The sequence below is a fragment of the Bradyrhizobium sp. cf659 genome (assembly GCF_900113725.1).
Taxonomy (GTDB): domain Bacteria; phylum Pseudomonadota; class Alphaproteobacteria; order Rhizobiales; family Xanthobacteraceae; genus Bradyrhizobium.
This window is the reverse complement of the sequence record NZ_FOQJ01000003.1, coordinates 642,804-669,112: the sequence shown is the minus strand read 5'-3', so window position 1 is coordinate 669,112 and position 26,309 is coordinate 642,804. Positions and strand designations below refer to the sequence as shown.

General features: G+C 65.0%; 24 protein-coding genes. 14 read left to right on the top strand and 10 right to left on the bottom strand.

All coding sequences use genetic code 11. The features are described from left to right. Positions 1-39 precede the first annotated feature (39 nt). The 10 genes from BM118_RS17190 (at position 40) to BM118_RS17150 (ending at position 8,943) form a co-directional block, all read left to right on the top strand. Positions 40-204 (top strand): Flp family type IVb pilin, encoded by a 165-nt coding sequence (locus tag BM118_RS17190; protein ID WP_027544253.1) that lies wholly within the window; start codon positions 40-42, stop codon positions 202-204. A gap of 76 nt (positions 205-280) precedes the next feature. Beyond that, the gene (locus tag BM118_RS41455; RefSeq protein WP_177234305.1) at positions 281-421 is read left to right on the top strand and encodes a hypothetical protein; all 141 of its coding nucleotides are present in this window, start codon (positions 281-283) and stop codon (positions 419-421) included. A gap of 98 nt (positions 422-519) precedes the next feature. Then, a complete protein-coding gene (locus BM118_RS17185) occupies positions 520-1,044 on the top strand; it encodes an A24 family peptidase (protein ID WP_092186698.1) in 525 nt (174 codons plus the stop codon). A gap of 128 nt (positions 1,045-1,172) precedes the next feature. Further along, the gene (cpaB, locus tag BM118_RS17180) at positions 1,173-1,973 is read left to right on the top strand and encodes a Flp pilus assembly protein CpaB (protein ID WP_177234389.1); all 801 of its coding nucleotides are present in this window, start codon (positions 1,173-1,175) and stop codon (positions 1,971-1,973) included. 11 nt (positions 1,974-1,984) lie between these two features. Next, on the top strand, positions 1,985-3,460 hold the full coding sequence (locus BM118_RS17175; protein ID WP_177234388.1) for a type II and III secretion system protein family protein: 1,476 nt from the start codon (positions 1,985-1,987) through the stop codon (positions 3,458-3,460). Positions 3,461-3,480: 20 nt separating this feature from the next. Further along, positions 3,481-4,215: a CpaD family pilus assembly protein gene (locus BM118_RS17170; protein ID WP_092186696.1), complete on the top strand. Its 735-nt coding sequence runs from the start codon at positions 3,481-3,483 to the stop codon at positions 4,213-4,215. Beyond that, the gene (locus BM118_RS17165; protein ID WP_092186695.1) at positions 4,212-5,480 is read left to right on the top strand and encodes an AAA family ATPase; all 1,269 of its coding nucleotides are present in this window, start codon (positions 4,212-4,214) and stop codon (positions 5,478-5,480) included. Before BM118_RS17170 ends, BM118_RS17165 begins: the two co-directional genes overlap by 4 nt. A 21-nt stretch (positions 5,481-5,501) precedes the next feature. Continuing rightward, the gene (locus BM118_RS17160; protein WP_092186694.1) at positions 5,502-6,965 is read left to right on the top strand and encodes a CpaF family protein; all 1,464 of its coding nucleotides are present in this window, start codon (positions 5,502-5,504) and stop codon (positions 6,963-6,965) included. Between the two features lie 16 nt (positions 6,966-6,981). Continuing rightward, complete coding sequence (locus tag BM118_RS17155; RefSeq protein ID WP_092186693.1) at positions 6,982-7,959, top strand: type II secretion system F family protein; 978 nt, start codon at positions 6,982-6,984, stop codon at positions 7,957-7,959. 9 nt (positions 7,960-7,968) lie between these two features. After that, entirely contained in the window at positions 7,969-8,943 is a 975-nt protein-coding gene (locus BM118_RS17150; protein WP_092186692.1) for a type II secretion system F family protein, read from the top strand. Between the two features lie 61 nt (positions 8,944-9,004). On the opposite strand, the gene BM118_RS17145 is transcribed toward BM118_RS17150, so the two are convergent. The 3 genes from BM118_RS17145 to BM118_RS17135 form a co-directional block, all read right to left on the bottom strand. After that, complete coding sequence (locus tag BM118_RS17145) at positions 9,005-9,817, bottom strand: tetratricopeptide repeat protein (RefSeq protein ID WP_092186691.1); 813 nt, start codon at positions 9,815-9,817, stop codon at positions 9,005-9,007. Between the two features lie 88 nt (positions 9,818-9,905). Next, positions 9,906-11,408, bottom strand: coding sequence for a metallophosphoesterase family protein (locus BM118_RS17140; RefSeq protein ID WP_092186690.1), 1,503 nt, complete (start codon positions 11,406-11,408; stop codon positions 9,906-9,908). Between the two features lie 297 nt (positions 11,409-11,705). Then, positions 11,706-11,909, bottom strand: coding sequence for a hypothetical protein (locus BM118_RS17135; RefSeq protein WP_092186689.1), 204 nt, complete (start codon positions 11,907-11,909; stop codon positions 11,706-11,708). A gap of 204 nt (positions 11,910-12,113) precedes the next feature. Here BM118_RS17135 and BM118_RS17130 point away from each other — a divergent pair, with 204 nt between their 5' ends. Together BM118_RS17130 and BM118_RS17125 are read left to right on the top strand one after the other, a co-directional pair. Further along, positions 12,114-13,487 (top strand): leucyl aminopeptidase family protein, encoded by a 1,374-nt coding sequence (locus BM118_RS17130; RefSeq protein WP_092186688.1) that lies wholly within the window; start codon positions 12,114-12,116, stop codon positions 13,485-13,487. Then, positions 13,480-14,322: a C40 family peptidase gene (locus BM118_RS17125; protein ID WP_092186687.1), complete on the top strand. Its 843-nt coding sequence runs from the start codon at positions 13,480-13,482 to the stop codon at positions 14,320-14,322. Before BM118_RS17130 ends, BM118_RS17125 begins: the two co-directional genes overlap by 8 nt. 107 nt (positions 14,323-14,429) lie before the next feature. Here the strand turns inward: BM118_RS17125 and BM118_RS17120 are convergent, their stop codons facing one another. The 6 genes from BM118_RS17120 to BM118_RS17095 all read right to left on the bottom strand — a co-directional run bounded on the left by BM118_RS17120 (position 14,430) and on the right by BM118_RS17095 (position 22,944). Continuing rightward, the gene (locus BM118_RS17120; RefSeq protein ID WP_177234387.1) at positions 14,430-16,067 is read right to left on the bottom strand and encodes an ABC transporter ATP-binding protein; all 1,638 of its coding nucleotides are present in this window, start codon (positions 16,065-16,067) and stop codon (positions 14,430-14,432) included. 4 nt (positions 16,068-16,071) lie between these two features. Beyond that, positions 16,072-17,250: an ABC transporter permease gene (locus tag BM118_RS17115; RefSeq protein ID WP_092186686.1), complete on the bottom strand. Its 1,179-nt coding sequence runs from the start codon at positions 17,248-17,250 to the stop codon at positions 16,072-16,074. Further along, on the bottom strand, positions 17,250-18,359 hold the full coding sequence (locus BM118_RS17110; protein ID WP_092186685.1) for a microcin C ABC transporter permease YejB: 1,110 nt from the start codon (positions 18,357-18,359) through the stop codon (positions 17,250-17,252). Before BM118_RS17110 ends, BM118_RS17115 begins: the two co-directional genes overlap by 1 nt. Positions 18,360-18,361: 2 nt before the next feature. After that, on the bottom strand, positions 18,362-20,248 hold the full coding sequence (locus tag BM118_RS17105) for an extracellular solute-binding protein (RefSeq protein WP_177234386.1): 1,887 nt from the start codon (positions 20,246-20,248) through the stop codon (positions 18,362-18,364). Positions 20,249-20,262: 14 nt separating this feature from the next. Then, positions 20,263-22,179 (bottom strand): extracellular solute-binding protein, encoded by a 1,917-nt coding sequence (locus tag BM118_RS17100; protein ID WP_092186683.1) that lies wholly within the window; start codon positions 22,177-22,179, stop codon positions 20,263-20,265. 210 nt (positions 22,180-22,389) lie between these two features. Next, complete coding sequence (locus tag BM118_RS17095; protein ID WP_092186682.1) at positions 22,390-22,944, bottom strand: c-type cytochrome; 555 nt, start codon at positions 22,942-22,944, stop codon at positions 22,390-22,392. Between the two features lie 220 nt (positions 22,945-23,164). Between BM118_RS17095 and BM118_RS17090 the strand changes: the two genes are divergently transcribed. Together BM118_RS17090 and BM118_RS17085 are read left to right on the top strand one after the other, a co-directional pair. After that, entirely contained in the window at positions 23,165-23,905 is a 741-nt protein-coding gene (locus BM118_RS17090) for a 3-deoxy-manno-octulosonate cytidylyltransferase (protein WP_092186681.1), read from the top strand. Between the two features lie 21 nt (positions 23,906-23,926). Beyond that, positions 23,927-24,787 carry a prephenate dehydratase gene (locus tag BM118_RS17085; RefSeq protein ID WP_092186680.1) on the top strand — a complete coding sequence of 287 codons (861 nt, stop codon included), beginning with the start codon at positions 23,927-23,929 and terminating at the stop codon, positions 24,785-24,787. A gap of 126 nt (positions 24,788-24,913) precedes the next feature. Here the strand turns inward: BM118_RS17085 and BM118_RS17080 are convergent, their stop codons facing one another. Next, entirely contained in the window at positions 24,914-25,930 is a 1,017-nt protein-coding gene (locus BM118_RS17080; RefSeq protein WP_092186679.1) for an LLM class flavin-dependent oxidoreductase, read from the bottom strand. Positions 25,931-26,309: the final 379 nt, after the last annotated feature.

Sequence of the window (26,309 nt, the reverse complement as noted above, 5' to 3'; positions counted from 1 at the left end):
CGCCGAACGAGGCGATCCAACCCCAGATGGAGTTTGTTCATGAAGAACCTGATTGCGCGTTTCGCCAAGGATGAATCCGGCGCTACCGCCATCGAATACGGCCTGATCGCCGCCGGCATCGCGCTGGCCATCATCACCGTCGTCAACAACCTCGGCACCACGCTGAACACCAAGTTCACCTCGATCAGCACGTCGCTGAAGTAAGCGACCGACAAGCGACGGCAAAAGCCCCGGATCGCCGGGGCCTTTGTTTTTCTGAGTACGGCGAGTTCCAGTGGCGTTGCGCAAGTACAGAACCGATGCCGCGGTTGCGGCGAGCGAGGCGGAGGCGGCGCAGACCGGCTCGCCGGCCTATTGGGTCTGCCTTGCACTGCTGCTTGCGACGTTCGCACTCGCCGCGCGCATTGCCAGCCTCTGGTGAGCCCGACTCTCGCGGGCCCCGCCGTTGTCGGTTTGTTTAGCACTGCCGGCTAGCATCGGGCGACGCCAGCGACGAACCCCGGCCTCAAGACGCAACCCATGATCCTCGACCTTGCGCGCCTTCTGCTCTTCCCGGCCTTGGTGGCGTTCGCCGCCGCGAGCGATCTCTTCACGATGACCATCTCGAACCGCGTGTCGCTGGCGCTGGTCGCGGGCTTCTTCGCGCTCGCACTCGCCGGTGGCATGGCACCCTACGAGATGCTCAGTCATGTCGGCGCCGGCACGCTTGTCCTGGCCGTAGCCTTCACCTGTTTTGCGATGGGCTGGGTCGGCGGCGGCGATGCCAAGGTCGCGGCCTCCGTCGCACTCTGGTTCGGCTTCGCCCAGCTGATGAACTTCCTGCTCTACGCTTCGCTGTTCGGCGGCGCGCTGACGCTGCTGCTGCTCCAGTTCCGGCAATGGCCGCTGCCCTACGGCCTCGCGGGCCAGGCCTGGCTCGCGCGACTGCACGCCAAGGAGAGCGGCATTCCCTACGGCATCGCGCTCGCACTGAGCGCGCTGATGGTCTACCCGGAGACCGAATGGGTGAAGGCGATCGACCTCGCTCACCTCGCACTGCGCTGAACGCTCAGGGTAAACCCGGCGTTAAGGCGATTTAGATACGCCTCATTAACCATGCTTTGACGAATAGCTGGTCAACTGCCGATTACGGCGGCGGCTGCGTCGCGGCGTTTTGTTGGAAAGTGAAGCGTATGAATAGGGCACGCATTGTCGTCCTGACGGTCGCCATCTGCGCCGGCGGTGTCGCCGCGTACCTGGCGAGCGGCTCGGACAATTCTGCGCCGCCTCCGGCCGCTCCGGTCGCGCAGCTTCCAACCGTCGACGTGCTGGTGGCCAAGAACGACATCGGCCTCGGCCAGACCGTGAAACCGGAAGACGTGCAATGGCAGACCTGGCCGGCCGCGACCGCCAGCGCCACCTTCATCCGCCGCAACGAGCGCCCCGAGGGCGTGACCCAGGTGACCGGTTCGATCGCGCGCGCCCCCTTCATCCAGGGTGAGCCGATCCGCGACCAGAAACTGGTCAAGTCCGAAGGCTCCGGCTTCATGGCGGCAATCCTGCCCACCGGCATGCGCGCGATCTCGACCGAGATATCGCCCGAGACCGGCGCAGGCGGCTTCATCCTGCCCAACGACCGCGTCGACGTGCTTCTGACGCGCCGCCTCAAGAACCCGGACCCAAGCAGCGGCGCCCCTGATCTCGTCACGTCCGAGATCATCCTGGCCAACATCCGCGTCCTGGCCATCGACCAGGCGCCGAAGGAGAAGGACGGCCAGAATACGGTGGTCGGCAAGACCGTCACCCTCGAGCTCAATCCCGCACAGACGGCGACGCTTTCCGCCGCCCGCCAGAGCGGCACGCTGTCGCTGGCGCTGCGCAGCATCGTCGACGTCAAGATGAGCGAGATCACGCTCGATGATTCCGCACAGAAGCGCGATGGCGTTTCGATCATTCGCTACGGTATCCCAAGCTCGACGGCGAAGGCACGATGAGGGCAGTCGATATGAAATGCAGGGCAGATTTGGCGACGATGCGAACCTCAATGGTCCGCGCCCTGTCGTTTTCGGCCGCCCTCGCGCTGGTGCTCAACCCGGCGCTGACCCCCGTGGTCGCCGCCGACTACCGCCCCGTGGCGCCGGTCGCGGCCGACGGCCAGATGAACGCGCGCTTCCTCTCCCTCGGCGTCGGCAAGTCCATCGTGATCGACCTTCCGCGCGACATCAAGGATGTGCTGGTCGCCGATCCCAAGATCGCCAATGCGGTGGTCCGCTCGTCGCAGCGCGCCTACATCATCGGCGCCGCCGTCGGTCAGACCAACATCGTGTTCTTCGATTCCGCCGGTCAGCAGATCGCGGCCTATGACATCGCCGTCAAGCGCGACCTCAACGGCGTTCGGGCGGCGCTGAAGCAAGTCCTGCCCAATTCCGACATCCAGATCGACGGCCTCGGCGAAGGCATCGTGCTGACCGGCACGGCGGCGAACCCGATGGAAGCGCAGCAGGCCAACGATCTCGCCGCGCGCCTCGCCGGCGGCGCCGACAAGGTGGTGAACTCGATCGTGGTCCGCGGCCGCGACCAGGTCATGCTCAAGGTGACGGTCGCCGAAGTCGCGCGCAGCATCGTCAAGCAGCTCGGCATCGACCTCACCGCCAACCTCAACTACGGCACGTCTGTGGTGAGCTTCACCAACTCCAATCCGTTCACCGCGCTTGGCAAGAATCTGGTGGACGGCAACAGCCTGACCACGAAGTTCGGCGCGACGCCGTCGGTGCAGGCCACCCTGCGCGCGATGGAGACCGCCGGCGTGATCCGGACGCTGGCCGAGCCGAACCTGACCGCGATCTCCGGCGAGTCGGCGACCTTCATCGCCGGCGGCGAATTCCCGGTACCGGCGGGCTATGCGTGCGATCCCACGACGCATGTCTGTACCACCCAGATCAGCTTCAAGAAGTTCGGCATCTCGCTCAACTTCACGCCCGTGGTGCTGACCGAGGGCAAGATCAGCCTGCGGGTGATGACCGAGGTTTCGGAACTGTCGAACGAGAACGCGATCACGCTATCGCAGGCCGTGACCTCGACGTCGGTGAACTCGCTCACGGTGCCCTCGATCAAGACCCGCCGGGCGGAGACGTCGCTGGAGATTCCCTCCGGCGGCGCGATGGCGATGGCCGGCCTGATCCAGCAGCAGACCAAGCAGGCGGTCAGCGGGCTGCCGGGCATGATGCAGCTGCCGATCCTCGGCGCGCTGTTCCGCAGCCGCGACTTCGTCAACAACGCAACCGAGCTGGTCGTGATCGTGACGCCCTATATCGTTCGCGCAGTGGCGCAGAAGGACCTGTCGCGGCCGGATGACGGCTTCTCCGCGCCTGCCGATCCGCAGGCCGAGCTGCTCGGCAACATCAACCGCATCTACGGCGTGCCTGGCCGGACCGAACCGGCCCGGAACTACCGCGGCACCTACGGCTTCATCACCGACTAAAGCGGAACGGGGACTTCGTTATGACCACAAGACCACCCCAGATTCGCAGAGGCGCCGTCGGCTTCGGTGGCGCGCTCGTCGGCATTGCGCTTGCGCTCGGCGGCTGCCAGCACGACGAAGCGGTCACCGCCTCCATTCCCGACAGCTACAAGCAGCGTCATCCGATCGCGATCGAGGAGCAGAACCGTTCGATCGTCGTCTTCGTCGGCCACGCCCGCGGCGGGTTGACCGCGGCCCAGCGCGCCGACGTGATGGGTCTGGCATCGGCCTGGCTGCACGAAGGCACCGGCGCCATCCATATCGACGTGCCGTCCGGGACGCCCAACGCGCGTCCGGTGGCGGAGTCGATGCGCGAGATCCAGGCGATGCTGGCGGCGGCGGGCGTTCCGCCGCGCGGCATCATCGCCCGCCCCTACCAGCCGGAAGACAAGCGCTTCCTGCCGCCGATCCGGCTGACCTATTCCAAGATCGCCGCAGTCGCGGGCCCCTGCGGCCTGTGGCCGGAGGACATCGGCCCCTCGATGAAGAACAAGAGCTGGTTCGAGAACAAGGAATACTACAATTACGGTTGCGCCTATCAGCGCAACCTCGCAGCCATGGTCGACAATCCCTCGGACCTCGAGCAGCCGCGGCCGGAGACTCCCTCCTATACGATACGGCGCACCGCTGCGTTCGAGAAGTATCGCAAGGGAGTGCCGACGGCGGTCCCCTATCCTGAGGCCGACAAGGCCAAACTCAGCGACACCGGCCGATGATCAGCTACGCCAGGCAAACACACGAAGAGCAGCCGGAAGCAGCTTCGCCACCGGTCGAGGAGCATATCGCGCCTGCGCCGCGCGTCTCGGTCCAGGCGTTCTGCGAGACCGTGGAAACTGCTGCCGCGGTACAATCGGCCGGCGAGGATCGCCGTCTCGGCAAGGCCCACCTGAAGATCCAGATGGGCGGCATGGCGGCAGCGGTCGAAGCCTACCGCTCGGCGCCCACGCCGAACGTGATCGTGCTCGAGAGCGACGGCCGCAACGACCTCCTGGGCGGGCTCGACCAGCTCGCCACCGTCTGCGACGCCGGCACCCGTGTGGTCGTGATCGGCCGCATCAACGACGTCATGCTCTATCGCGAGCTGGTGCGCCGCGGCGTCAGCGACTACGTGCTCGCGCCGGTTGGCGCGATCGACGTCGTGCGCTCGATCTGCAACCTGTTCTCCGCGCCGGAAGCCAAGGCGGTCGGCCGCATCATCGCCGTGGTCGGCGCCAAGGGCGGCGTCGGCGCGTCCACCATCTCCCATAACGTCGCCTGGGCGATCGCGCGCGACCTCGCGATGGACGCGGTCGTCGCCGATCTCGACCTCGCCTTCGGCACCGCCGGGCTCGACTACAACCAGGACCCGCCGCAGGGCATTGCGGACGCCGTGTTCTCGCCCGATCGCGTCGATACCGCCTTCATCGACCGCCTGCTGTCGAAATGCACCGACCATCTCAGCCTGCTGGCGGCGCCGGCGACGCTGGACCGGGTCTATGATTTCGGCACCGACGCCTTCGATGCCGTGTTCGACACGCTGCGCTCCACCATGCCCTGCATCGTGCTCGACATCCCGCACCAATGGTCGGGCTGGACCAAGCGCGCCCTGATCGGGGCCGACGACATCCTGATCGTGGCGGCGCCCGACCTCGCCAATTTGCGCAATGCCAAGAACCTGTTCGACCTGTTGAAGGCCGCGCGCCCCAACGACCGGCCGCCGCTCTACTGCCTGAACCAGGTCGGAGTGCCGAAACGTCCCGAAATCGCCGCTGCGGAGTTCGCCAAGGCGATCGAGAGCCAGCCGGTCGTCTCGATCCCGTTCGAGCCGCAGATCTTCGGCTCGGCGGCCAACAACGGCCAGATGATCGCGGAGATCTCCGCCAACCACAAGTCGATCGAGATGTTCCTCCAGATCGCCCAGCGCCTGACCGGCCGCAGCGAAACGAAGAAACAAAAGTCGTCCCTGCTTTCACCCCTGATTGAGAAGTTGCGGGGAAAATAAGCCGCCGCATGGAGTCGTTAAGTGTTCGGTAAGCGTAGCGGAACAGACACCGACCTTCGGGCCCCGAAGCCCGGCGCCGTGTCGCCAGAGCCTGCCCCGGCTCCGGCGCCGACGGTGTCGCGCGCGCCGCCCCCGCCGGCGGTCGCCTCGCCGCCGCTTGCCCCGGCAAGACCTGCGCCGGCGATGGAAACCCGCCGCTCGGACAATTACTACGAGGTCAAGGCGACCATCTTCGGCGCGCTGATCGAGGCCATCGACCTCGCCCAGCTCGCCAAGCTCGATTCGGAATCGGCCCGCGAGGAAATCCGCGACATCGTCAACGAGATCATCGCGATCAAGAACATCGTGATGTCGATCGCCGAGCAGGAAGAGCTGCTCGACGACATCTGCAACGACGTTCTGGGCTACGGTCCGCTCGAGCCGCTGCTGTCGCGCGACGACATCGCGGACATCATGGTCAACGGCGCCAACACCGTCTACATCGAAGTCGCCGGCAAGATCCAGCGCACGGGCATCCGCTTCCGCGACAACCAGCAGCTCCTCAACATCTGTCAGCGCATCGTCAGCCAGGTCGGCCGGCGTGTCGACGAATCCTCACCGATCTGCGACGCGCGTCTCGCCGACGGCTCCCGCGTCAACGCCATCGTGCCGCCGCTGTCGATCGACGGGCCCACACTCACCATCCGCAAATTCAAGAAGGACAAGCTGACGCTGGATCAGCTCGTCAAGTTCGGCGCGATCTCGCCGGAGGGCGCGGAAATCCTCCAGATCATCGGCCGCGTCCGCTGCAACGTGCTGATCTCCGGCGGTACCGGCTCGGGCAAGACCACTCTGCTCAACTGTCTGACCAATTATATCGAGCACGACGAGCGCGTGATCACCTGCGAGGACGCGGCCGAGCTCCAGCTCCAGCAGCCCCACGTGGTGCGGCTGGAAACCCGTCCGCCCAACATCGAGGGCGAAGGCCAGGTCACCATGCGCGAGCTGGTGCGCAACTGCCTGCGTATGCGCCCCGAACGCATCATCGTCGGCGAGGTCCGCGGCCCCGAGGCGTTCGACCTGCTCCAGGCCATGAATACCGGCCACGACGGCTCGATGGGCACGCTGCACGCCAACAACCCGCGCGAGGCGCTGTCGCGCTGCGAATCCATGATCACGATGGGTGGCTTCTCGCTGCCGTCGCGGACCATCCGCGAGATGATCTGCGCCTCGATCGACGTCATCGTCCAGGCCGCGCGCCTGCGCGACGGTTCGCGCCGCATCACCCACATCACCGAGGTGATGGGCATGGAAGGCGACACCATCATCACCCAGGACATCTTCCTCTACGACATGGTCGGCGAGGACGCCAACGGCAAGATCATCGGGCGGCACCGCTCGACCGGCATCGGCCGCCCGAAGTTCTGGGAACGCGCTCGCTATTACGGCGAAGAGAAGCGCCTTGCCGCCGCACTCGACGCGGCGGAAGTGGCGCCGAAGACGTGAGCAGGTCAGCGCCGCCATGAACATGCAGGTCCTCGCCCTCGCCTTCCTCGCCACCGCCGCTGTCGGCGGCGTCGCCTGGGTCTTCCTCTATCCGTTGCTGTCCGGGGAGCGGAAGGCGGAAAACCGCCGCGCCTCGATCGCGCGCGCCGACGCGCCCGCGGCCAAGCAGACCGAAAAGAGCCAGCGCTCGCGCCGTGAGCAGGTCGAGACTTCGCTGAAGGATCTCGAGGCCCGACGTCAGCAGGAGAAGAGCGTTCCGCTCAGCGTCCGCCTGTCGCAGGCGGGGCTGGACTGGACGCCGCAGAAATTCTGGATCGCGTCCGCCGTCGTGGCGGGCGTGCTGTTCGCGGTTGCCATGTTCGTCGGTGGCGGCCTGCTCGGCGCCGCCGGCCTCGCCTTCGCCGGCGGCTTCGGCCTGCCGCGCTGGGCACTCGGCTTCCTGAAGAAGCGCCGCGAAAACAAATTCCTGGCGGCGCTGCCCGACGCCGTCGACGTGATCGTCCGCGGCATCAAGGCGGGCCTGCCGCTGTTCGAATCGATCAAGGTGGTCGCCGCCGATTCGCCCGAGCCGCTGCGCAGCGAGTTCCTGGCCATCATCGAGACACAGGCGATCGGCATGCCGCTCGGCGAAGCCTGCGCGCGCCTCTACGATCGCATGCCGCTGCCGGAAGCGAATTTCTTCGGCATCGTCATCTCGATCCAGCAGAAATCGGGCGGCAACCTCTCCGAAGCGCTGGGCAACCTCTCCAAGGTGCTGCGCGACCGCAAGAAGATGAGGGAAAAGATCCAGGCGATGTCGATGGAGGCCAAGGCCTCGGCCGGCATCATCGGCTCGCTGCCGCCGATCGTGATGTTCCTCGTCTATCTCACGACGCCGCACTACATCTCCCTGCTGTGGACCCATCCTACCGGCCAGCTCATGCTGGTCGCTTGCGTCGTCTGGATGGCGATCGGCATCATGGTGATGAAGAAGATGATCAACTTCGATTTCTGACGGTGGCGTATGGTCGAATTTCTCGTTTCGAAACTGCATGACGTCCGCTTCATGACCATGCTGCTGGCGGCCATCGCCGCCAGCGCCACCGTCTATACGCTGGTGATGCCCCTGTTCGCCGGCGAGGGCCTCTCCAAGCGCATGAAGGCGGTGGCGAGCGAGCGTGAGCGGATCCGACAGCGCGAGCGCGAGCGCCTCAACAAGAGCGAGAAGGTCTCGCTGCGCCAGACGCCGAAGCAGCTCGTCTCCAAGGTCGTCGAGGATTTCAACCTCACCAAATGGCTCGCGCAGGAAGCTGCCCGCGACAAGCTCATCATGGCCGGCTACCGCGGTCAGGCGCCCTACATCACCTTCCTGTTTGCGCGCATGGTCGCTCCGATCACCCTGCTCGTGGGCTCGGCCTTGTACGTGTTCCTGATCGCGCATATGGAGAAACCGATGCCGGTCAAGATCGGCATCTGCATCGGCGCCGCCTATCTCGGGCTTCAGGCCCCGATGCTGTTCCTCAGGAACGCGATCTCCAAGCGCCAGCTCTCGATCAAGCGCGCCTTCCCCGACGCGCTCGACCTGCTGCTGATCTGCATCGAATCCGGCATGTCGGTCGAAATGGCGTTCCGGAAAGTGGCCACCGAGATCGTCGGCCAGTCGATCGCGCTGTCGGAAGAGTTCACGCTGACCACCGCCGAGCTGTCCTATTTGCAGGACCGTAAGGTCGCCTATGAGAACCTGGCGCGGCGCACCGGGCTCGAGGGCGTCAAGTCGGTGTGTCTGGCGCTTCAGCAGGCGGAACGTTACGGCACTCCGCTCGGACATTCCCTGCGCGTCATGGCGCAGGAAAACCGCGACATGCGCATGAACGAGGCCGAGAAGAAGGCCGCCGCGCTGCCGCCGAAGCTGACGGTGCCGATGATCCTGTTCTTCCTGCCGGTGCTGTTCGTCGTCATTCTCGGACCGACCGGCATCAAGATCTCCGAGATGCAATGACGTAAGACGCGGCCGCGCGAGATTCGCGCGAGCGGCTTCAGGACGAGACGATCAGGTCGGATCAGTCGGGCCGGCTGAGCGCGGCGACCGGAGTCCGCTTCGGCGTACCGCGCGGGGCGTCACTGCGGCTCAGCATTTCCTTCAGATAGGCGACATTGGCCGCGGCCTGTTCCGGCGGCAGGTCCGCCTTCACGATGGTTTCGGCTTCGGCAAAGCGGCCCTGGAGACCGACGACCAGGCCGAGATTCTGCCGCACCCGCGCGTTCGCGCGCGGCGAGGCGTAGGCCTGCCGCAACGCCTCTTCGGCCTTCGGCAGGTCCTTCGACAGCATGTAGGACAGGCCGACGTTAGAGAGCACGCCGGGATCGCCCGGCGCGATCTTCAGCGCACTCGCATAATAGGAGCGCGCCTCCTCGTGACGGCCCATCTGATCGAGCGCCGTGCCCTGCACCGAGAGCAGGCGCCAGTCCGGATTGTCGGGAGAATGCGCTTTCGACAGCACGTCGAAGGCCTGCTGGAAATTGCCGTTGTCGGCGAGTGCACGGCCGTACTGGGCGAGCAGGGCCTTGTTGCCGGGATTGGCGATGGTCGCCTGCTCGAGGACGGCGACGGCCTGGGCGCGCTGGCCATTGGCGCGCAAGGCCTGGCCATAGCCGAGCGCGGCCTCGGCGTCCTTGGGATTGGCACGGTAACGCTCGCCATAGACTTCGGCGGCGCGCGCAGGATCGCTGGGAGGAGCCTCCGCGCGCGACCCGATCGAGCCGGTGACGTCGGAGAGCTTTGACATTGCCGTGCAGCCGCCGAGGCTCATGGCCACCACCGCGACGAGCGAGGCAGATGCGAGAAGCCGGGCAGGACTGAACCGTTGACGCATGACGCTTTGACTCTCGAGCGGATGGATCGAGCCGAACGCGCCAGCAATAGACTGTTAACCCTAATGGCCGGTTAACGGCGGGATGCCCTCACGGCGGCGTCTGCGGCGGCACCTCCCCGCCGAGACCGAGGTCGAGGCCGAGCGCCTTCACCTGCTCGTTCAGGTCCCGCAGCAATTGCAGCCTTTGCCGCGCCTGCGCCTCGACATCGACGTCCGTGCGCGGCATCCCGGGCCATTCGCGCCGGAGGTCGTCGCGATTGACCAGACGCTTCGCCCCGAGCTCGTCAAGCCGAAGCGGATCGATGCCGAGCACACCGGCGGATTGCCCGATCAGCCGGCGCAGCAGCACGGTCACCGCGGCAACCGCCTCGGCCTCATGCTTGCGCCCGAACCTCGAGAACTTGCCGTCGAGATCGGCCCAGACATGAGAGGTGACGAGATAGGTGTGGAGCGCATTCGCCCAGTCCGGCTCGCCGTCGGCATAGAAGGCGCGACGCATCAGGAGCCGGCGAGCCAATGCGGCGACCTGATCCCGCTTCAACGTCGCGATTGCAGCAATCTCGATTGCCGACTGGACGGCCGGGTCGCGGGAATAATCCCGCCCTGCCGGCAACCAGATGATGCCGCCCGGCAGATTCGAATCGAGCAGGCGGAAGCCGCCATCGTTGCGCGGCCGCGAATAGCGCGCGATCGCAAATCCGTATTCGGACTTGCCTGCCGGGGACATTGGACCGAAATGGATGATGTTGAAGCCGGCATCGTCGCCGCCCTGCCCGGTCGAGGACGGACAGGACAGCACGTAGATCGTGCGCCAGAACGCTTCATCGCCCCTGCTCCGCGTCGCACGCGGATCCGGAATCGAATAGCGGGTCAGCCCCTCGACATGCCGGTGACCGTGCAGGACCAGATCGACGTTGAGCGAGGTGGCGGCTTCGAGGAAGGTCGCGGGCGCGGCGAGATACATCAGCGGTTCATCGGGGCTGCCGAGAAAGCGCTTTCCCTCGCCGGTCGCCTGCGGCAGCGGATGATGATGCAGCGCCAGCACCCGCACGAGGTTGTCCGCCGGCTCGGCGTAATCGGCGCGTCCGGCCGATCCAAGGCTGCCCGCAAGCTCGACGCTCAGCCGGGCGGAATCCGCAACCATGGCGTGGTAGGTGCCTTGGTCGATATTGCCGCTCGCAAGCGTCGTGAGGCTCGCGCGGTTGGAATCCAGCAGCACCAGATCGAGGCCGGCCTGGCGGTAATAGACGCTCTTCGAGGTCCGCGGCAGATGCAGGTAGTCATAGACGTCGTGGCGGCCCGCGCGCTGGCTCGGACGCTTGGCGTCGTGATTGCCGGCAATCGCCTGGATATCGGTGAACACACGGCTCTGCCGGAAGGAGGCGATGACGGCGAGCGCTTCGTCGAGCGCGCGCGGCGTCGGGTCGTCCACGAGATCGCCCGTGATCAGCAGGATGCGATCGGGAACGTCCGCGAAGGCCGCCATCCTCTCGCGCAGAGCGGCGCTCAGGGTCTCGATCGTCGCAAGCAACCGCCCTGACCCGTCCAGATGCAGGTCGGAAATCTGCGCAATAACGAACGATCTATCCATCTTGCGCCGCTCGTTGCGAATGCTGCGCCGCCCAATACGATGAGAGAAATGCCTTCGACGAACGGGTTCAGACCGGTCTCGGCCCCGGGCAAGGACGAACCCCGGGGCAAGTATCAACCGCGTGCCGCTGCGTTGTTGCACTCGATGCGTGCAGAGCCGAGCGACACAATCTAAAATATTCGCCGATAATGCCACAACCGCAGCGCTAGTAAAGCCCTGCGGCCGCGCGCGCGTGAACGGCAGTTCTCAGCATGGATGGATACGAGATCTGCCCGTCGCCGGTTTCGTTTCACCGGATCAATATTCGATGGCAAGCCGCTTGCGGATTTCGTCGACGCGCTTGTCGAGCGCATCGAAGCGCGCGTGTACGGAGCGGTCGTGGAGATAGAAGACGTAGCCGCCGGCAAGGAACGCGAAGATCCAATGATGATGGTCGACATAGCTGAAAATCGCCTCGACGGCCTGGCCGATGAATGTGACCATGCTCCACACGACGTCCATTGCATTTCCTCCCGGCAGGCTTCGCCTTCGGCCGTCGGCGATGCGTTTACACCTGGCGGCCGTTGCCGGAACCTAGCATGGCCCCCGTGCTGCGAGTAGCGGCTCGCTCCAGGGTGACGGCAAAGCCGATTGCGGCCACGGCAAAACTCTGCGAAGTCTCCTTCATCCGCATAACCAGCTTGATCTGACGACCCGGACCCGCCAATGCCTTCTGTCTTCGAGACGTCGCCGACCGCCATCCCGATCACCTTCGTCACCAAGTCGAGCTGGGATCAGGTCGCCGAGACGCTGCCGCCGGCGCAACGCCAGTTCGCCACGGCGAGCGCCTTCGCCGCCAAGCCGGGCGGCTATCTCGCCCTGCCCGCCCCCGACGGTGCGATCGCGCAAGTGCTGTTCGGCCTCGAGGACGAGGGCGCAAGATCCCGCGACCTGTTCCGGCCGGGCGCGCTGCCCGGCCTGCTGCCGCCGGGCACCTATCGCTTTGCCAATGCACCGCACGATGCACGGCTCGCCGCACTCGCCTTCGCGCTCGGCAGCTACCGTTTCGCCCGCTACCGCAAGGCGGATAGACCCGATGTCCGTCTGGTGCCGCCCGACGGCGTCGACGCCGTCGAGATCGGCCGCATGGCGGATGCCGCGATGCTGGCGCGCGACCTCATCAACACGCCGTCCAACGACATGGGGCCGGAGGAGCTCGCCGCAGCCGCGCAAGAGCTCGCTGGCGAATTCGGCGCGAGCTTTGCCTGCACCATCGGCGAGGATCTGAGGACGAACTTTCCGTTGATCCACGCCGTCGGCATGGCCTCGGACCGCGCGCCGCGGCTGATCGACATCGGCTGGGGCGATCCCGCCCATCCCAAGGTGACGCTGGTCGGCAAGGGCGTGTGCTTCGACACCGGCGGGCTCGACCTGAAGCCGTCGAGCGGCATGCTGATCATGAAGAAGGACATGGGTGGCGCGGCCAACGTTCTGGCGCTCGCGCGCATGGTGATGGACGCGAAGCTGAAGGTCCGGCTGCGCGTGCTGATTCCGGCGGTCGAGAATGCGGTCGCGGGCAATGCCTTCCGCCCGCTCGACGTTTTTACATCGCGCAAGGGCATCACGGTCGAGATCGGCAATACGGACGCCGAAGGCCGGCTCGTGCTCGCCGATGCACTGGCGCTCGCCGACGAGGAGAAGCCCGACCTGCTGATCGATCTCGGCACGCTGACCGGCGCGGCACGCGTCGCGCTGGGGCCGGATTTACCACCCTTTTACACCAATGATGAGACGCTTGCCGCCGACGTCGCGCGCTGCGCCGTCAAGGAGAACGATCCGTTGTGGCGCATGCCGCTGTGGCCGCCCTACGATGCGTGGCTGGACTCCAAGACAGCCACCATCACCAACGCACCGTCGGGCGGCTTTGCCGGCTCGATCACCTGTGCGCTGTTCCTGCAACGCTTCGTCGAGCAGGCCAAGAGCTGGCTGCATGTCGACATCTATGGCTGGACGCCGTCGGCGAAGCCGGCGCGCCCCGAAGGCGGCGAGTGCCAGGCCGCGCGCGCCATCTACACATTGCTGAGCGAGCGCTATGCATGATCCGCGAGTAACGCCGGCGCGGGCCGACCTCGCCGCCAAATATCTCGAAGGCAAGGTGCAGGCGGAGCGCTTCGTCACCGGCGAGGAATTCGAGGTGACGGAGGCGATTGCACCGGTGCGCGAGCAGCCGTCCTCGGGCGCGATGCTGATGACGGAGGCGCTGCGCGGCGAGCGCGTCACGGTCTACGATCGCAATGGCGAAGGCTGGGCCTGGGGCCAGCTTGGCGGTGACGGCTATGTCGGCTGGCTTCCCGATGCGGCGCTCCTGAAGCCGGCGGCCGCCCAGACGCACAAGGTCAGCGCGCTCCGGACGTTTGCCTTCCCCGGCCCCTCGATCAAGCTGCCGCCAGCCGGCACGCTCGTGATGGGATCGAAGCTCGCGGTGGCCCGCGAGGACGGCAGCTTCGCGGTGACGCGTGACGGAGCCTATCTGCCGACGGCGCATCTCGTCCCGCTCGATCATCGCGAGCCGGACTTCGTCGCGGTGGCCGAACGCTTCGTCGGCACGCCCTATCTCTGGGGCGGCAAGAGCAGCCTCGGCATCGACTGCTCCGGTCTCGTGCAGGTCTCGCTGACGGCGGCCGGCACCGGCTGCCCGCGCGACAGCGACATGCAGCAGGCCGGCCTTGGACACGCCCTGGAGCCGCACGAGCGACGCCAGTTGCAGCGCGGCGATTTGATCTTCTGGAAGGGCCACGTCGCCATCGTGCGCGACGCCGGCACCATGGTTCACGCCAACGCGCATCACATGGCGACGGTGATCGAGCCGATCGAACCGGCGATCGCCCGGATCAAGCAGGCCGGCAGCGAGGTCGTGGCGATCAAGCGGCTCTGATTATTCCAGTCATTCCGGGGCATGCGCATCGCGCGGGAACCCGGAATCTCGCGCTATCATCTCTGGATTCCGGGTTCGCGCCGCGCGCGCCGGAATGACAGCAGGTCCTACGTCGCCACCGATCCATTCCCGGCCGTCTCCAGCCGGAACGCCGCCGCGAACAGTGCGCGCGTGTAATCGCTCTTCGGGTTCTTGAACAGCTCGGCCGCCTGCCCCTCCTCGACCACCTTACCGCCGCGCATCACGATCAGATGGCTGGCAAGCGAGGCGACGACGCGCAAATCGTGCGAGATGAACATGTAGGTGAGATCGCGCTTGCGCTGGAGCTCGCGCAACAGATCGACCATCTGCGCCTGGAACAGCATGTCGAGCGCGCTGGTCGGCTCGTCCAGCACCACGAAATCCGGCTCCAGCACCACCGCACGCGCGATGCTGATGCGCTGGCGCTGGCCGCCGGAGAACTCATGCGGGTAGCGGTAGCGGGTGTCGGGCTTCAGCCCGACATCCTCGAGCGCCTTGACGACGCGCTCCTCGCGTTCCTCGCGCGACAGTTTCGGCTGATGCACGGAGAGGCCTTCGGCGATGATGTCGGCGACCGACATGCGCGGGCTGAGCGAGCCGAACGGATCCTGGAACACGATCTGCATGTCGCGCCGGAAGGGCCGCATCTCCTTGAAGCGCAGGCCCTGGATGTCTTTTCCCAGGAACACGATGCGCCCGTTCGAGGAGATCAGCCGCAGCAGCGCCAGCCCCAGCGTGGTCTTGCCGGAGCCGGATTCGCCGACGACGCCGAGCGTCTCGCCCTTGCGCACGGCGACGCTGACACCGTCGACCGCCTTGATGTGGCCGACCGTCTTGCGCATCAAGCCACGCTTGATCGGAAACCACACTTTCAGATCGTCGGCCGACATCACCACCGGCGCATCCGGCTGCGGCGGCGCGGGATCCGGCTTCGGCTCGGCCGCGAGCAGGTCGCGCGTATAGGGATGCTTCGGCGTCTTGAACACCTGCTCGACCGGTCCCTGCTCGACGATCTCGCCGCTCTTCATGACGCAGACGTGGTCGGCGATGCGGCGCACGATGCCGAGATCATGGGTGATGAAGAGCAGGCTCATGCCGAGCCGCGCGCGGATCTCGGCGAGCAGTGCCAGGATCTGCGCCTGCACGGTGACGTCGAGCGCCGTGGTCGGCTCGTCCGCGATCAGCAGGTCGGGCTCGTTGGCGAGCGCCATGGCGATCATCACGCGCTGCCGCTGGCCTCCGGAGAGCTGGTGCGGATAGCTGTTGAGCCGCGTCTCCGGATCGGGGATGCCGACCTGGGTCAGCAGCTCCAGCGTCCGCTTGCGCGCCACCGCGTTGCTGGTCGGATTATGCAGCTGGATGATCTCGCCGATCTGCGCCTCGATCGTGTGCAACGGGTTGAGCGAGGTCATCGGCTCCTGGAAGATGATGGAGATGTCGCTGCCGCGGACCTCCCGCATCTGCTGCTCGGACTGGTCGATCAGCTCCTGTCCCTTGAAGCGGATGCTTCCCGAGGGGTGCGAGGCGTTCGGATAGGGCAGCAGCTTCAGGATCGAGAGCGCGCTCACGGACTTGCCGGAGCCGGATTCGCCGACCAGCGCCAGGCATTCGCCGCGCTTGATCTGGAACGAGACCTTGTCGACCGCGAGTGTCGTGGCACCACCCTGGTGGAAGGCCACCGAGAGGTCGCGCACGGCAAGCAGGGGCTGGTTGATCGCGTCCATTGGCCTACCTGAACGTCTTGCGCGGATCGAAGGCGTCGCGCACGGCTTCGCCGATGAAGATCAACAGCGACAGCATGATCGCGACCGAGAAGAAGCCGGAGAAACCGAGCCACGGCGCCTGCACGTTGGACTTGGCCTGCGACAGCAGCTCGCCGAGCGAGGGTGAGCCGGGCGGCAGGCCGAAGCCAAGGAAGTCGAGTGCCGTCAACGTCATCACCGACGAGGAGACGATGAACGGCAGGAACGTCATGGTCGCGACCATCGCGTTCGGCAGCAGGTGGCGGAACATGATGACCGGGTTGGAGACGCCGAGCGCCCGCGCGGCCTGGATGTATTCGAAGTTGCGCCCGCGCAGGAACTCGGCCCGCACGAGACCGACCAGCGAGACCCAGGAGAACAGCAGCAGGATGCCGAGCAGCACGAAGAAGCCGGGCACGAGGACCGAGGACAGGATCAAGAGAAGATAGAGCGACGGAATTGCCGTCCATATCTCGATGAAGCGCTGGAAGATGAGATCGACCCGACCGCCGAAATAGCCCTGCACCGCGCCGGCCGCGATGCCGATGACGGATGAGACGATCGTGAGGCAGAGGCCGAACAGCACCGAGATGCGGAAGCCATAGATCAGCCGCGCCACCACGTCGCGTCCCTGATCATCCGTACCCAGCCAGTTGTATTCGAGGTCGCGGCAGCTCTTCAGCCCCTTCTTCTCGACAACAAGTTTGCACTGCGCTTCCGTCAGCATCCAGGTCGGCGGCGATGGCGCCGGCGTCGGCAAGTCGAGATTGTGGGTGTCGTAGGAATAGCGGATCAGGGGCCAGACGATGGCACCGCCCTTGTCCTTGATGAGCTTCTGCAGGTAGGGGTCGCGGTAGTCGGCCGCCGTCTCGAAATCGCCGCCGAAGGTGGTTTCCGAATAGGTCACGAAGGCAGGCCAATAGAGACGGCCGTCGAATTTGACCAGGAAAGGCCGATCGTTGGCGATCAGCTCGGCGAACAGCGAGACCACGAACAGGGCGATGAATATCCAGAACGACCAGTAGCCGCGGCGGTTGGCCTTGAAATTCTGCCATCGCCGCCTGTTCAGCGGCGAAGGGGCGAACGGCTTGCCCGTGATCGGAACGACCTCGCCCAGCGGAGACTGGGTCGTGGTTTCGATCGGCGTCGGCGCGATAACCGTCATCAGACCTCCCGCGCCTCGAAATCGATCCGGGGGTCGATCCACATATAGGTCAGGTCGGAGATCAGGTTGATCACGAGGCCGACCAACGAAAAGATGTAGAGCGTGCCGAACACCACGGGATAGTCGCGGTTGAGCACGCTCTCGAAGCTGAGCAGCCCGAGCCCGTCCAGCGAGAAGATGGTCTCGATCAGAAGCGAGCCTGAGAAGAAGGCGTGGATGAAGGTGCCGGGGAACCCGGCGATCACGATCAGCATCGCATTGCGGAAGACGTGGCCGTAAAGCACCCGGCCCTCGCTGCAGCCCTTGGCGCGCGCGGTCATGACGTATTGCTTGCGAATCTCGTCCAGGAACGAATTCTTGGTCAGGAACGTCATGGTGGTGAACGCGCCGAGCCCCATGGCGATCAGCGGCAGCGTCAGATGCCAGAAATAATCAAGGATCTTCCAGTACCAGGGGAACTGCGACCAGCCGTCCGAAGTCAGCCCGCGCAGCGGGAACCAGTTAAAGAAGGAGCCGCCGGCAAACAGGATGATGAGGAGGATTGCGAACAGAAAGCCGGGAATGGCATAGCCCAGCACGAGAATGGTCGACGTCCAGGTGTCAAACCGCGTGCCGTCTTTGACGGCCTTACGGATGCCGAGCGGGATCGAGATCAGATAGGTGATCAGCGTCAGCCAGATGCCGAGCGAGATCGAGACCGGCAGCTTCTCCTTGATCAGCTGAATCACGCTGACGTCGCGAAAATAGCTCTTGCCGAAATCGAAGCGGGCGAAATTCCACACCATCAGCGCGAAGCGTTCCGGTGCCGGCTTGTCGAAGCCGAATTGCGCCTCCAGCTTCTTGATGAAATCAGGATCGAGTCCCTGCGCGCCGCGATATTTCGAGTTGATGGCGTCTCCACCAGCACCGACCTGCCCGGGGGCACGCTGCGCAAAGTCGCTACCGCCTGAAATGCGCGAAGTGCCGCCGGTGTCGGCCCCCGAGAGCTGCGCGATCACGCGCTCGACCGGACCGCCAGGCGCGAACTGCACGACGACGAAGGAGACGAACAGGATCCCGAGCAATGTCGGGATCATCAGGAGGATGCGGCGGGCGATGTACGCGCTCATGATTATTTCGCCTGCTCGAGCTTGGCCGCCTTGCCGGGTTCATGCCACCAGATGTCGGGCGCGCCGACGCCGTTGGCATAACGCGGCAGCTTCTGCGGATGACCGAACTGATCCCAATAAGCGAGCCGGTGCGTCTTGTTATACCACTGCGGCACCCAATAGCGGCCGGCACGGAACAGACGGTCGAAGGCGCGGCAGGCGATCGTGAGGTCCTCGCGGTTGTCGGCCGCCATGATCTTCTCGATCATGGCGTCGATGGCCGGGCTGGCGACGCCCGCGAGATTGTACGAGCCCTTGGTCGCGGCGACCTGCGAAGAAAAGAATGCACGCATGGCATCGCCCGGCGTCGCCGACATGCTGAAACGCTGGATCGTCATGTCGAAGTCGAAATCTTCCTGGCGCGCCTTGTGCTGCACGGCATCGACGAGGCGCACGCTCGCTTCGATGCCGAGCGTGCCCAGGTTCTTGATGTAGGGCGCATGGTGCGGCTGGAAGGAGGGCTCGTCCAGCAGGAACTCGATTCTGAAGACCTCGCCGTTCGGCAGCACCCGTTTGCCGTCCTTGATCGGCACGCCGGCCTCGCTCAGCAGTTGCTGCGCCTTGCGCAACAGGCTTCGATCCTGCCCGGAGCCGTCCGAGACCGGCGGCGTGAACGGTGCGGCGAACACCTCATCGGGAACCTGACCGCGAAACGGCTCCAGCAGCTTCAGCTCTTCCGGCGAAGGGGCGGTGTCGCCCGCCATGAGATCGGAGTTCTGGAACGGCGATACCGTACGGGCATAGGCGCCGTACATGATGGTCTTGTTGGTCCACTCGAAGTCGAAGGCATTGATCAGGGCCTCGCGCACGCGCGGGTCTTTGAACTTTTCGCGCCGCGTGTTGATGAACCAGCCCTGCGCGCCGGACGGCGTCTCGTCGGGTACGATTTCGAGCTTGACGCGATTGTCCTTCACGGCCGGAAAGTCGTAGCGCGTCGCCCAGATGCGGGAGGTGAACTCTTCGCGGTAAAGATAACTCTTGCCGGTAAAACCCTCGAAGGCGACATCGCGGTCGCGATAGAACTCATAGCGCACGACGTCGAAATTGTAGCTGCCGCGGCAGGGCGGCAGATCGGCGGCCCACCAGTCCTTCACCCGCTCGTACTCGATGTAACGGTTGACCTCGAACCTGCCGACTTTGTACGGACCCGAGCCCAGCGGGATCTCCAGCGACGTTTCGTCGAACGGACGAGACGCATAGTAAGCCTTCGAGAAGATCGGCAGGCTCGCGACATAGAGCGGCACGTCGCGCGCGCGTCCCTTGGCAAAGGTGACGACGAGCGTCGCATCGTCGATCGCCTCCGCGCTGACCATGTCACGCATTTGCACGATGATCAGCGGATGTCCCTTGGACTTCAGCGCCGTCAGCGAAAACGCCGCGTCGTGAGCGGTCAGCTTCGTGCCGTCGTGGAATTTCGCCTCGGGCCGCATCGTGAAGCGATAGACCAGCCTGTCCGGCGATATCCGCACGGATTTGGCGGCAAGCCCGTACATCGCGTCCGGCTCGTCATTCGCGCGCACCATCAGCGGCACGAACGTCATGTCCATGCCCTGCGCGCCGTCGCCCTTCAGAATGAAGGCGTTGAGCGAGTTGAAGGTCTGGTAGGACTGATTGTAGGCGCGCACCGACGGGATGAGGGAGAACGTGCCGCCCTTCGGCGCATCCAGATTGACATAGTCGAAATGGTGGAAGTCGGCGGGATATTTGAGATCGCCGAATGCCGAGATGCCGTGCGCCTCGGTCCCCGCCTCCGATGCGCGCGCGCCGCGTAACAACGGTGCGCCAAGGGACGCACCGAGGGCACCGCCGGCACCCAAAGCCAGCACATGGCGGCGTGACATCTGCGTCATGCGGGAAATATCCTTCACGACTTCTTTGCGATCCGCGCCGCCCTGTCTGCGTCGTACCACCAGATGAACGGGAAGCCGGACTGACCGTATCTGGGCAATTCCGACGGCCGGCCGAAGCGGTCCCAGCGCGCGGTGCGCACCTTGGTATAGGTCCACTGCGGCACGACGTAGTGATTCCACAGCAGCACGCGGTCGAGCGCCTTGGTCGCAGCGACGAGATCGTCGCGATCCCTGGCGTAGATCACCCGCTCGATCAGCTTGTCGATCGCCGGATTCTTGATGCCGGCAATATTGCGCGAGCCGGCGATGCCGGCCGTCTTGGACGACCAGAATTCGCGTTGCTCGTTGCCCGGCGACTGCGACTCGCCCCATGAGTTGGTGACGACGTCGAAATCCCAGTCGCGCGTCCTGTTCTCGTATTGCGTCGGATCGACCGTCCGCACGCTGACGGCGATGCCGAGCCGCTCCAGTGACGGCTTGTAGAACAGCGTGATCCGCTCAAAGCTCGGATCGGAATTCAGCAATTCCAGGGAGAACTGCGCGCCGGTCTTGACGTCGATCAGCTTGCGGTCGCGCACCTCGTAGCCGGCTTCCTTGAACAGGCGCAGCGCCTCACGCAGATTGTCGCGCACGGCTTCCGGACTGCCGCCGACCGGATTGGTGTAGGCCGTCGTGAAGACTTCGGGCGGCACTTCGGCGCGGACGGTCTCGAGGATCTCGAGCTCCTTTCCCTGCGGCAAGCCGGTCGCCATGAGCTCGTCGATACCGTCGAAATAGCTGCTGATGCGCTTGTATTGACCGTAGAAGATCTGCTTGTTCATCTCCTCGAAGTCGAACGCGTAGTTGAGCGCACGGCGAACGCGGGGATCGCTGAACTTGGCGCGGCGCAGGTTCGGCACGAAGGCTTGCATCACGCCCGAGCTGCGATTGGCGAACTCCTCGAGGATCACGCGCTTTTCGCTCACGGCCGGGAAGTCGTAGGCGGTCGCCCAGTTCTTGGCGCTATTCTCGGTGCGCCAATCGACCTGGTCGGCCTTGAAAGCCTCGATCGCGACGGTGGCGTCGCGGAAATACTCGTAGCGCAGCTCGTCGAAATTGTTGCGGCCCACATTGGCGGGCAGGTCGCGGCCCCAATAGTCCTTGACGCGCTCCAGCGCGATCGACCGTCCGGCAACGAATTCCTTGACCCTATAGGGGCCGGAGCCAAGCGGCACTTCGAGCGTGGTGGCGGAAACATCGCGCTTGCGGCCCTGCGCGTCCGTTCCCTCCCACCAATGCTTCGGCAGGACCGTGAGTTGCCCGACAATCTGCGGCAGCTCGCGGTTGCCCGGCGCGTCGAACACGAACTTCACCTCGCGCTCGCCGACCTTCTCGGCCTTCACCACATGACTGTAGTACGCCGAGTACATCGGATGGTGCTTCTTGAAGGAATCGAGCGAGAAGATCACGTCATCCGCGGTGACCGGCTTGCCGTCATGCCATTTGGCTTGCGCCCGCAAACGATAGGTGACGAACGAGAAATCGTCCGGGTGGCTGACGGCTTCGGCCAGCGCGCCGTATTCGGTCGAGACTTCGTCGAGCGCCGGCGTCAGCAGGGATTCGTAGATGAATGCGACGGCGCCGGCGACCTGCCCCTTCACACCGGAGACGACGATGTTGAAATTGTCGAACGTGCCGACGGCGATCTGGCGCGCGACCCCGCCCTTGGGCGCTTCCGGATTGACGTAGTCGAAGCGCTTGAAGTCAGCGGGGTACTTGACCTTTCCGAACAGCGACAACGCATGCCGCCAAGGGAGCGCATTTGAAGCCGCTTCTCCGGCCGATTGCGCCGCGGCCGCGCCGATGACGGGAAGGCCCGCGACGGAACCGAGGGCGGGGAGCGCTGCGGCCGCAGTGCCGGTGAGCAGGAGATCGCGTCGGGTAATGGCCAAATCAACATTCCTGTCTTGAAGGAGGCTACTCCTTTAAGTTCCCAATATAGGCGAGGTTTCGACGGAATATGTTGCTTTTTCCTCATCTTGGAAGCCCGCCCCGCCATTCGCTGCGGCCAAAGGTCCCGATAACGACCTCGCGAGGCCCGGATAAGGAAACGGCCAGGCTTTTCAGCCTGGCCGCATATTCCAAGACGGGTTTTTGAGACCTTACTTCGACGCCGTCGGCAGCGGCTTGGGATGCTCCGACAGCGAATTCAGATAGGCAATGACATCGGCGCGCTCGGAATCCTTGGGAATGCCGGCGAAGCCCATCGCGGTGCCGGGGACGAAGCCCTTCGGATTGGCGATGAACTTGTTGAGGTCGTCGAACGTCCAGGTGCCGCCCTTGCCCTTCATGGCCGCCGAGAAGTTGAAGCCATTGCGGCCCTCGCCACGTGCCTCGCCGACGACGCCATAGAGGTTCGGACCGACGCGATTCGGGCCGCCCTTCTCGAAGGTGTGGCAGGCGCCGCACTTCTTGGCGGCGGCCGCGCCCTTCTCGACGGAAGCGGTCTGGAGCAGTTTTTCGATCGGCTCGGAGGCTGCTGCGGCGGCGCCGCCTTCCTTGCCGTGGCCAGCATCTTCCTTCACGGCGATCTCAAAGCCCGGCTTTTCCGGCATCTTGGGCGAGAACAGCGCACTCGCGGTGAAACTCGTCACCAGCAGGATGAGACAGGTGCCGAGCACAGCACCGAGAATCTTGTTGAGTTCGAAAGAGTCCATTTCCGGCCAGGCCCCACACCGCTGAGAAGGATTGAGCGGCCGGGCGGCCGCCAGGACGAGCCTCAGGAGAATCACACGTTCCTTGTCTTTCCCCCGAGTTTTGCCATTGAGATATCGGTTTGCCCGGGGTCTGGCAACCCGTATAAGCGACCCGGCTTTGAACCCGTCCCCACCCCATTTCTCGGCGCGGAAAACGCCCCGTTTCCAGGCCCTTGACCCGATGACCGATCCCCGCATCCTGGTACTGATCCCGGCCCGCATGGCCGCTACCCGCCTGCCCGGCAAGCCGCTCGCCGACATCGCGGGCCTGCCGATGATCGTGCATGTGCTGCGCCGCGCAGAGGCCGCCGGCATCGGCCGGGTTGCGGTCGCAACCGACACGCCCGAGATCGCGTCCGTCGTATCAGCCCATGGCGGCGAGGCCGTGATGACCCGCGCCACGCACCCCTCCGGCTCCGACCGTATCCACGAGGCGATGCAGAAGCTCGATCCCCAAGGCAAGGCCGAGATCGTGATCAATCTCCAGGGCGATTTCCCGACGATCACGCCGCAGACCATCCGCGAGGTGCTGCCGCCGTTTGCCGACCCCGCGGTCGACATCGTGACTCTGGCCTCGCAGATCCACACCGAGGAAGAGGACCTCGCGCCGAGCGTCGTGAAGGCCGTCGGCTCGCCGATCGGGCCGCGGCGGCTGCGCGCACTTTATTTCACCCGCGCCACGGCCCCTTACGGCAACGGACCGCGTTACCACCACATCGGCCTTTACGCCTACCGCCGCGCTGCGTTGGAGCGGTTCGTGTCACTGCCGCCTTCTCCCCTGGAGCGTCAGGAGAGCCTGGAACAGCTCCGGGCGGTGGAAGCCGGCATGCGCATCGACATCATCATCGTCGACAGCGTGCCCCGCGGCGTCGACACGCCGCCCGATCTCGAAACCGCCCGCAGCATCCTTTCCAAATCCTGAGCCGCTGCTACAAGGCCGATCATGAGCAAGATGAAAATCGCATTCCAGGGCGAGCCTGGGGCCAATTCCCACATCGCCATCGCCGAGGCCTATCCCGACGCCGAGCCGATGCCCTGCGCCACCTTCGAGGACGCGCTGTCGGCGATCTCGTCGGGTGAAGCCGATCTCGGCATGATCCCGATCGAGAATTCGGTCGCGGGCCGCGTCGCCGACATCCATCACCTCCTGCCGGCTTCCGGCCTCTTCATCATCGGCGAATGGTTTCTGCCGGTCCGCCATCAGCTGATGGCGGTGAAGGGGACCAAGATCTCCGACATCAAGTCCGTCGAGAGCCACGTGCATGCGCTCGGTCAGTGCCGGCGCATCATCCGCAAGCTCGGCATCAAGCCGATCGTGCACGCCGACACCGCCGGCAGCGCCCGCGACATCTCCGAGCGCAAGGACAAGACGGTCGCCGCGATCGCCTCGCGCCTGGCCGCAAAGATCTACGGCCTCGACATCCTCGCCGAGGACATCGAGGACGAGGCCCACAACACCACGCGCTTCGTGGTGCTGGCGCGCGAGCCGAAATGGGCCGCGCAGGGCTCGGGCCCGCTGGTCACCACGTTTGTATTCCGCGTGCGCAATTTGCCGGCCGCGCTCTACAAGGCGCTCGGCGGCTTTGCCACCAACGGCGTCAACATGACCAAGCTCGAGAGCTACATGGTCGACGGCAATTTCTTCGCCACGCAGTTTTACGCCGACGTCGACGGCCACCCCGAAGACAAGGGCCTCGCCTTCGCAATCGAGGAGCTGAAATTCTTCTCGCGCGAATTCCGCATCGTCGGCGTGTATCCCGGCCATCCGTTCCGGGCGACGTTCAGCGAGACACAGCAGGATTAGTGGTCGCCCCGGCGAAGGCCGGGGCCCATAACCACCAGCCTCGGTTGGCGCGCACACTGCCAGTTGCCCATCTTCGCCAAACATCTGCCTCGGCGTATGGGTCCCGGCCTTCGCCGGGACGACAACTTAAGCCGCCTGCTTCGCCAGCCCGAACGCCTCCGCCAGCAGCGAATACGACTTCTTTCGCGCCTCGTGGTCGTACACCGCGGTGATCACCATCAGCTCGTCCGGCTTGTTGGAATCGATCAGCGGCTGGAGCTTCTTCTGCACGGTCGCAGGGCTGCCGACGAACAGGCGCGAGCGGTTGCGGGCGATCGAGGTGCGCTCGGCGTCGGAATAGGGATAGGCCAGCGCCTCCTCGACGCTCGGCAGCGGCAGATACTGACCGCGGTCGCGGCGGAGGCGATTGAGATCGAAGGATGTCGCGAGCTTTTCGGCTTCCTCGTCGGTCTCCGCCGCGATGACGGCGACGGCGAGGATGGCGTGCGGCGTGGTGCGCCAGGCCGAGGGCTGGAAGCGGTTGCGGTAATGCACCATCGCATCGATCGCATCATGGGATGCGAAGTGGTGCGCGAAGGCGAAGCCCATGCCGACTTGCGCGGCCAGCTCCGACGAATAATCGCTGGAGCCGAGCAGCCAGATCGGCGGCAGTGGGGTGTCGTCGGGCATCGCGACGACGTTGTTGTAGGGATGGCCCGACGGGAATTCGCGGGTCTCCCACAGGATCAATTCGTGCAGCCGTTCCAGGAAATCGTCGCCCTCGCGGCGGTCGAGCCGGCTGCGCAGCGCGTAGGCGGTGGCGCCGTCGGTGCCGGGGGCGCGGCCGAGGCCGAGGTCGATGCGGCCGGGAAACAGCGCCTCCAGCATCTTGAAGCGCTCAGCCACCACCAGCGGGGCGTGGTTGGGCAGCATCACCCCGCCGGAGCCGACACGGATGTGCTTTGTCACCGCCGCGATCTGCCCGATCATCACGTCGGGCGCCGGGCTCGCGACGGAGGCGAGGTTGTGATGCTCGGCGAGCCAATAGCGGACATAGCCGAGCCCATCGACATGGCGCGCCAGATCGATGCTGTTGCGCAGCGCTGCGGCGGGTCTTGTGCCTGTGGTGACGACGGAGAGGTCGAGAACTGAGAGCGGGATCATCGCGCGTTAACGTAGTCGAGGGCCGCGCGGCGGCAATGGGCAGACAGCGCAGGTCTGGCGTGTGCGAGCCGATACGCCCCGCCAAACGCGGCGTTGGGACAGGCGACACCGCGGTGACAGTAGATCTATTCTGCCCATCAGGATGGCTAAACCATCCAATTACCTCTGATGCGACATATCTTATTGATTTTACGTACTTTATGCGGACTAGACGACTTCCCACAATCCATCTTAGAGGTACAAAAATTCAACACATCCAGGGTCAAGTGGGCCACTTCCCATCTCCGATGGGCTGTCGAGTGCGACCGCTTTGGCTTATCTTACCTGCTGCCAATCTAGACCTGACCGCAGGCTGCGAAGACCTGGAGTGAGTGGTGCC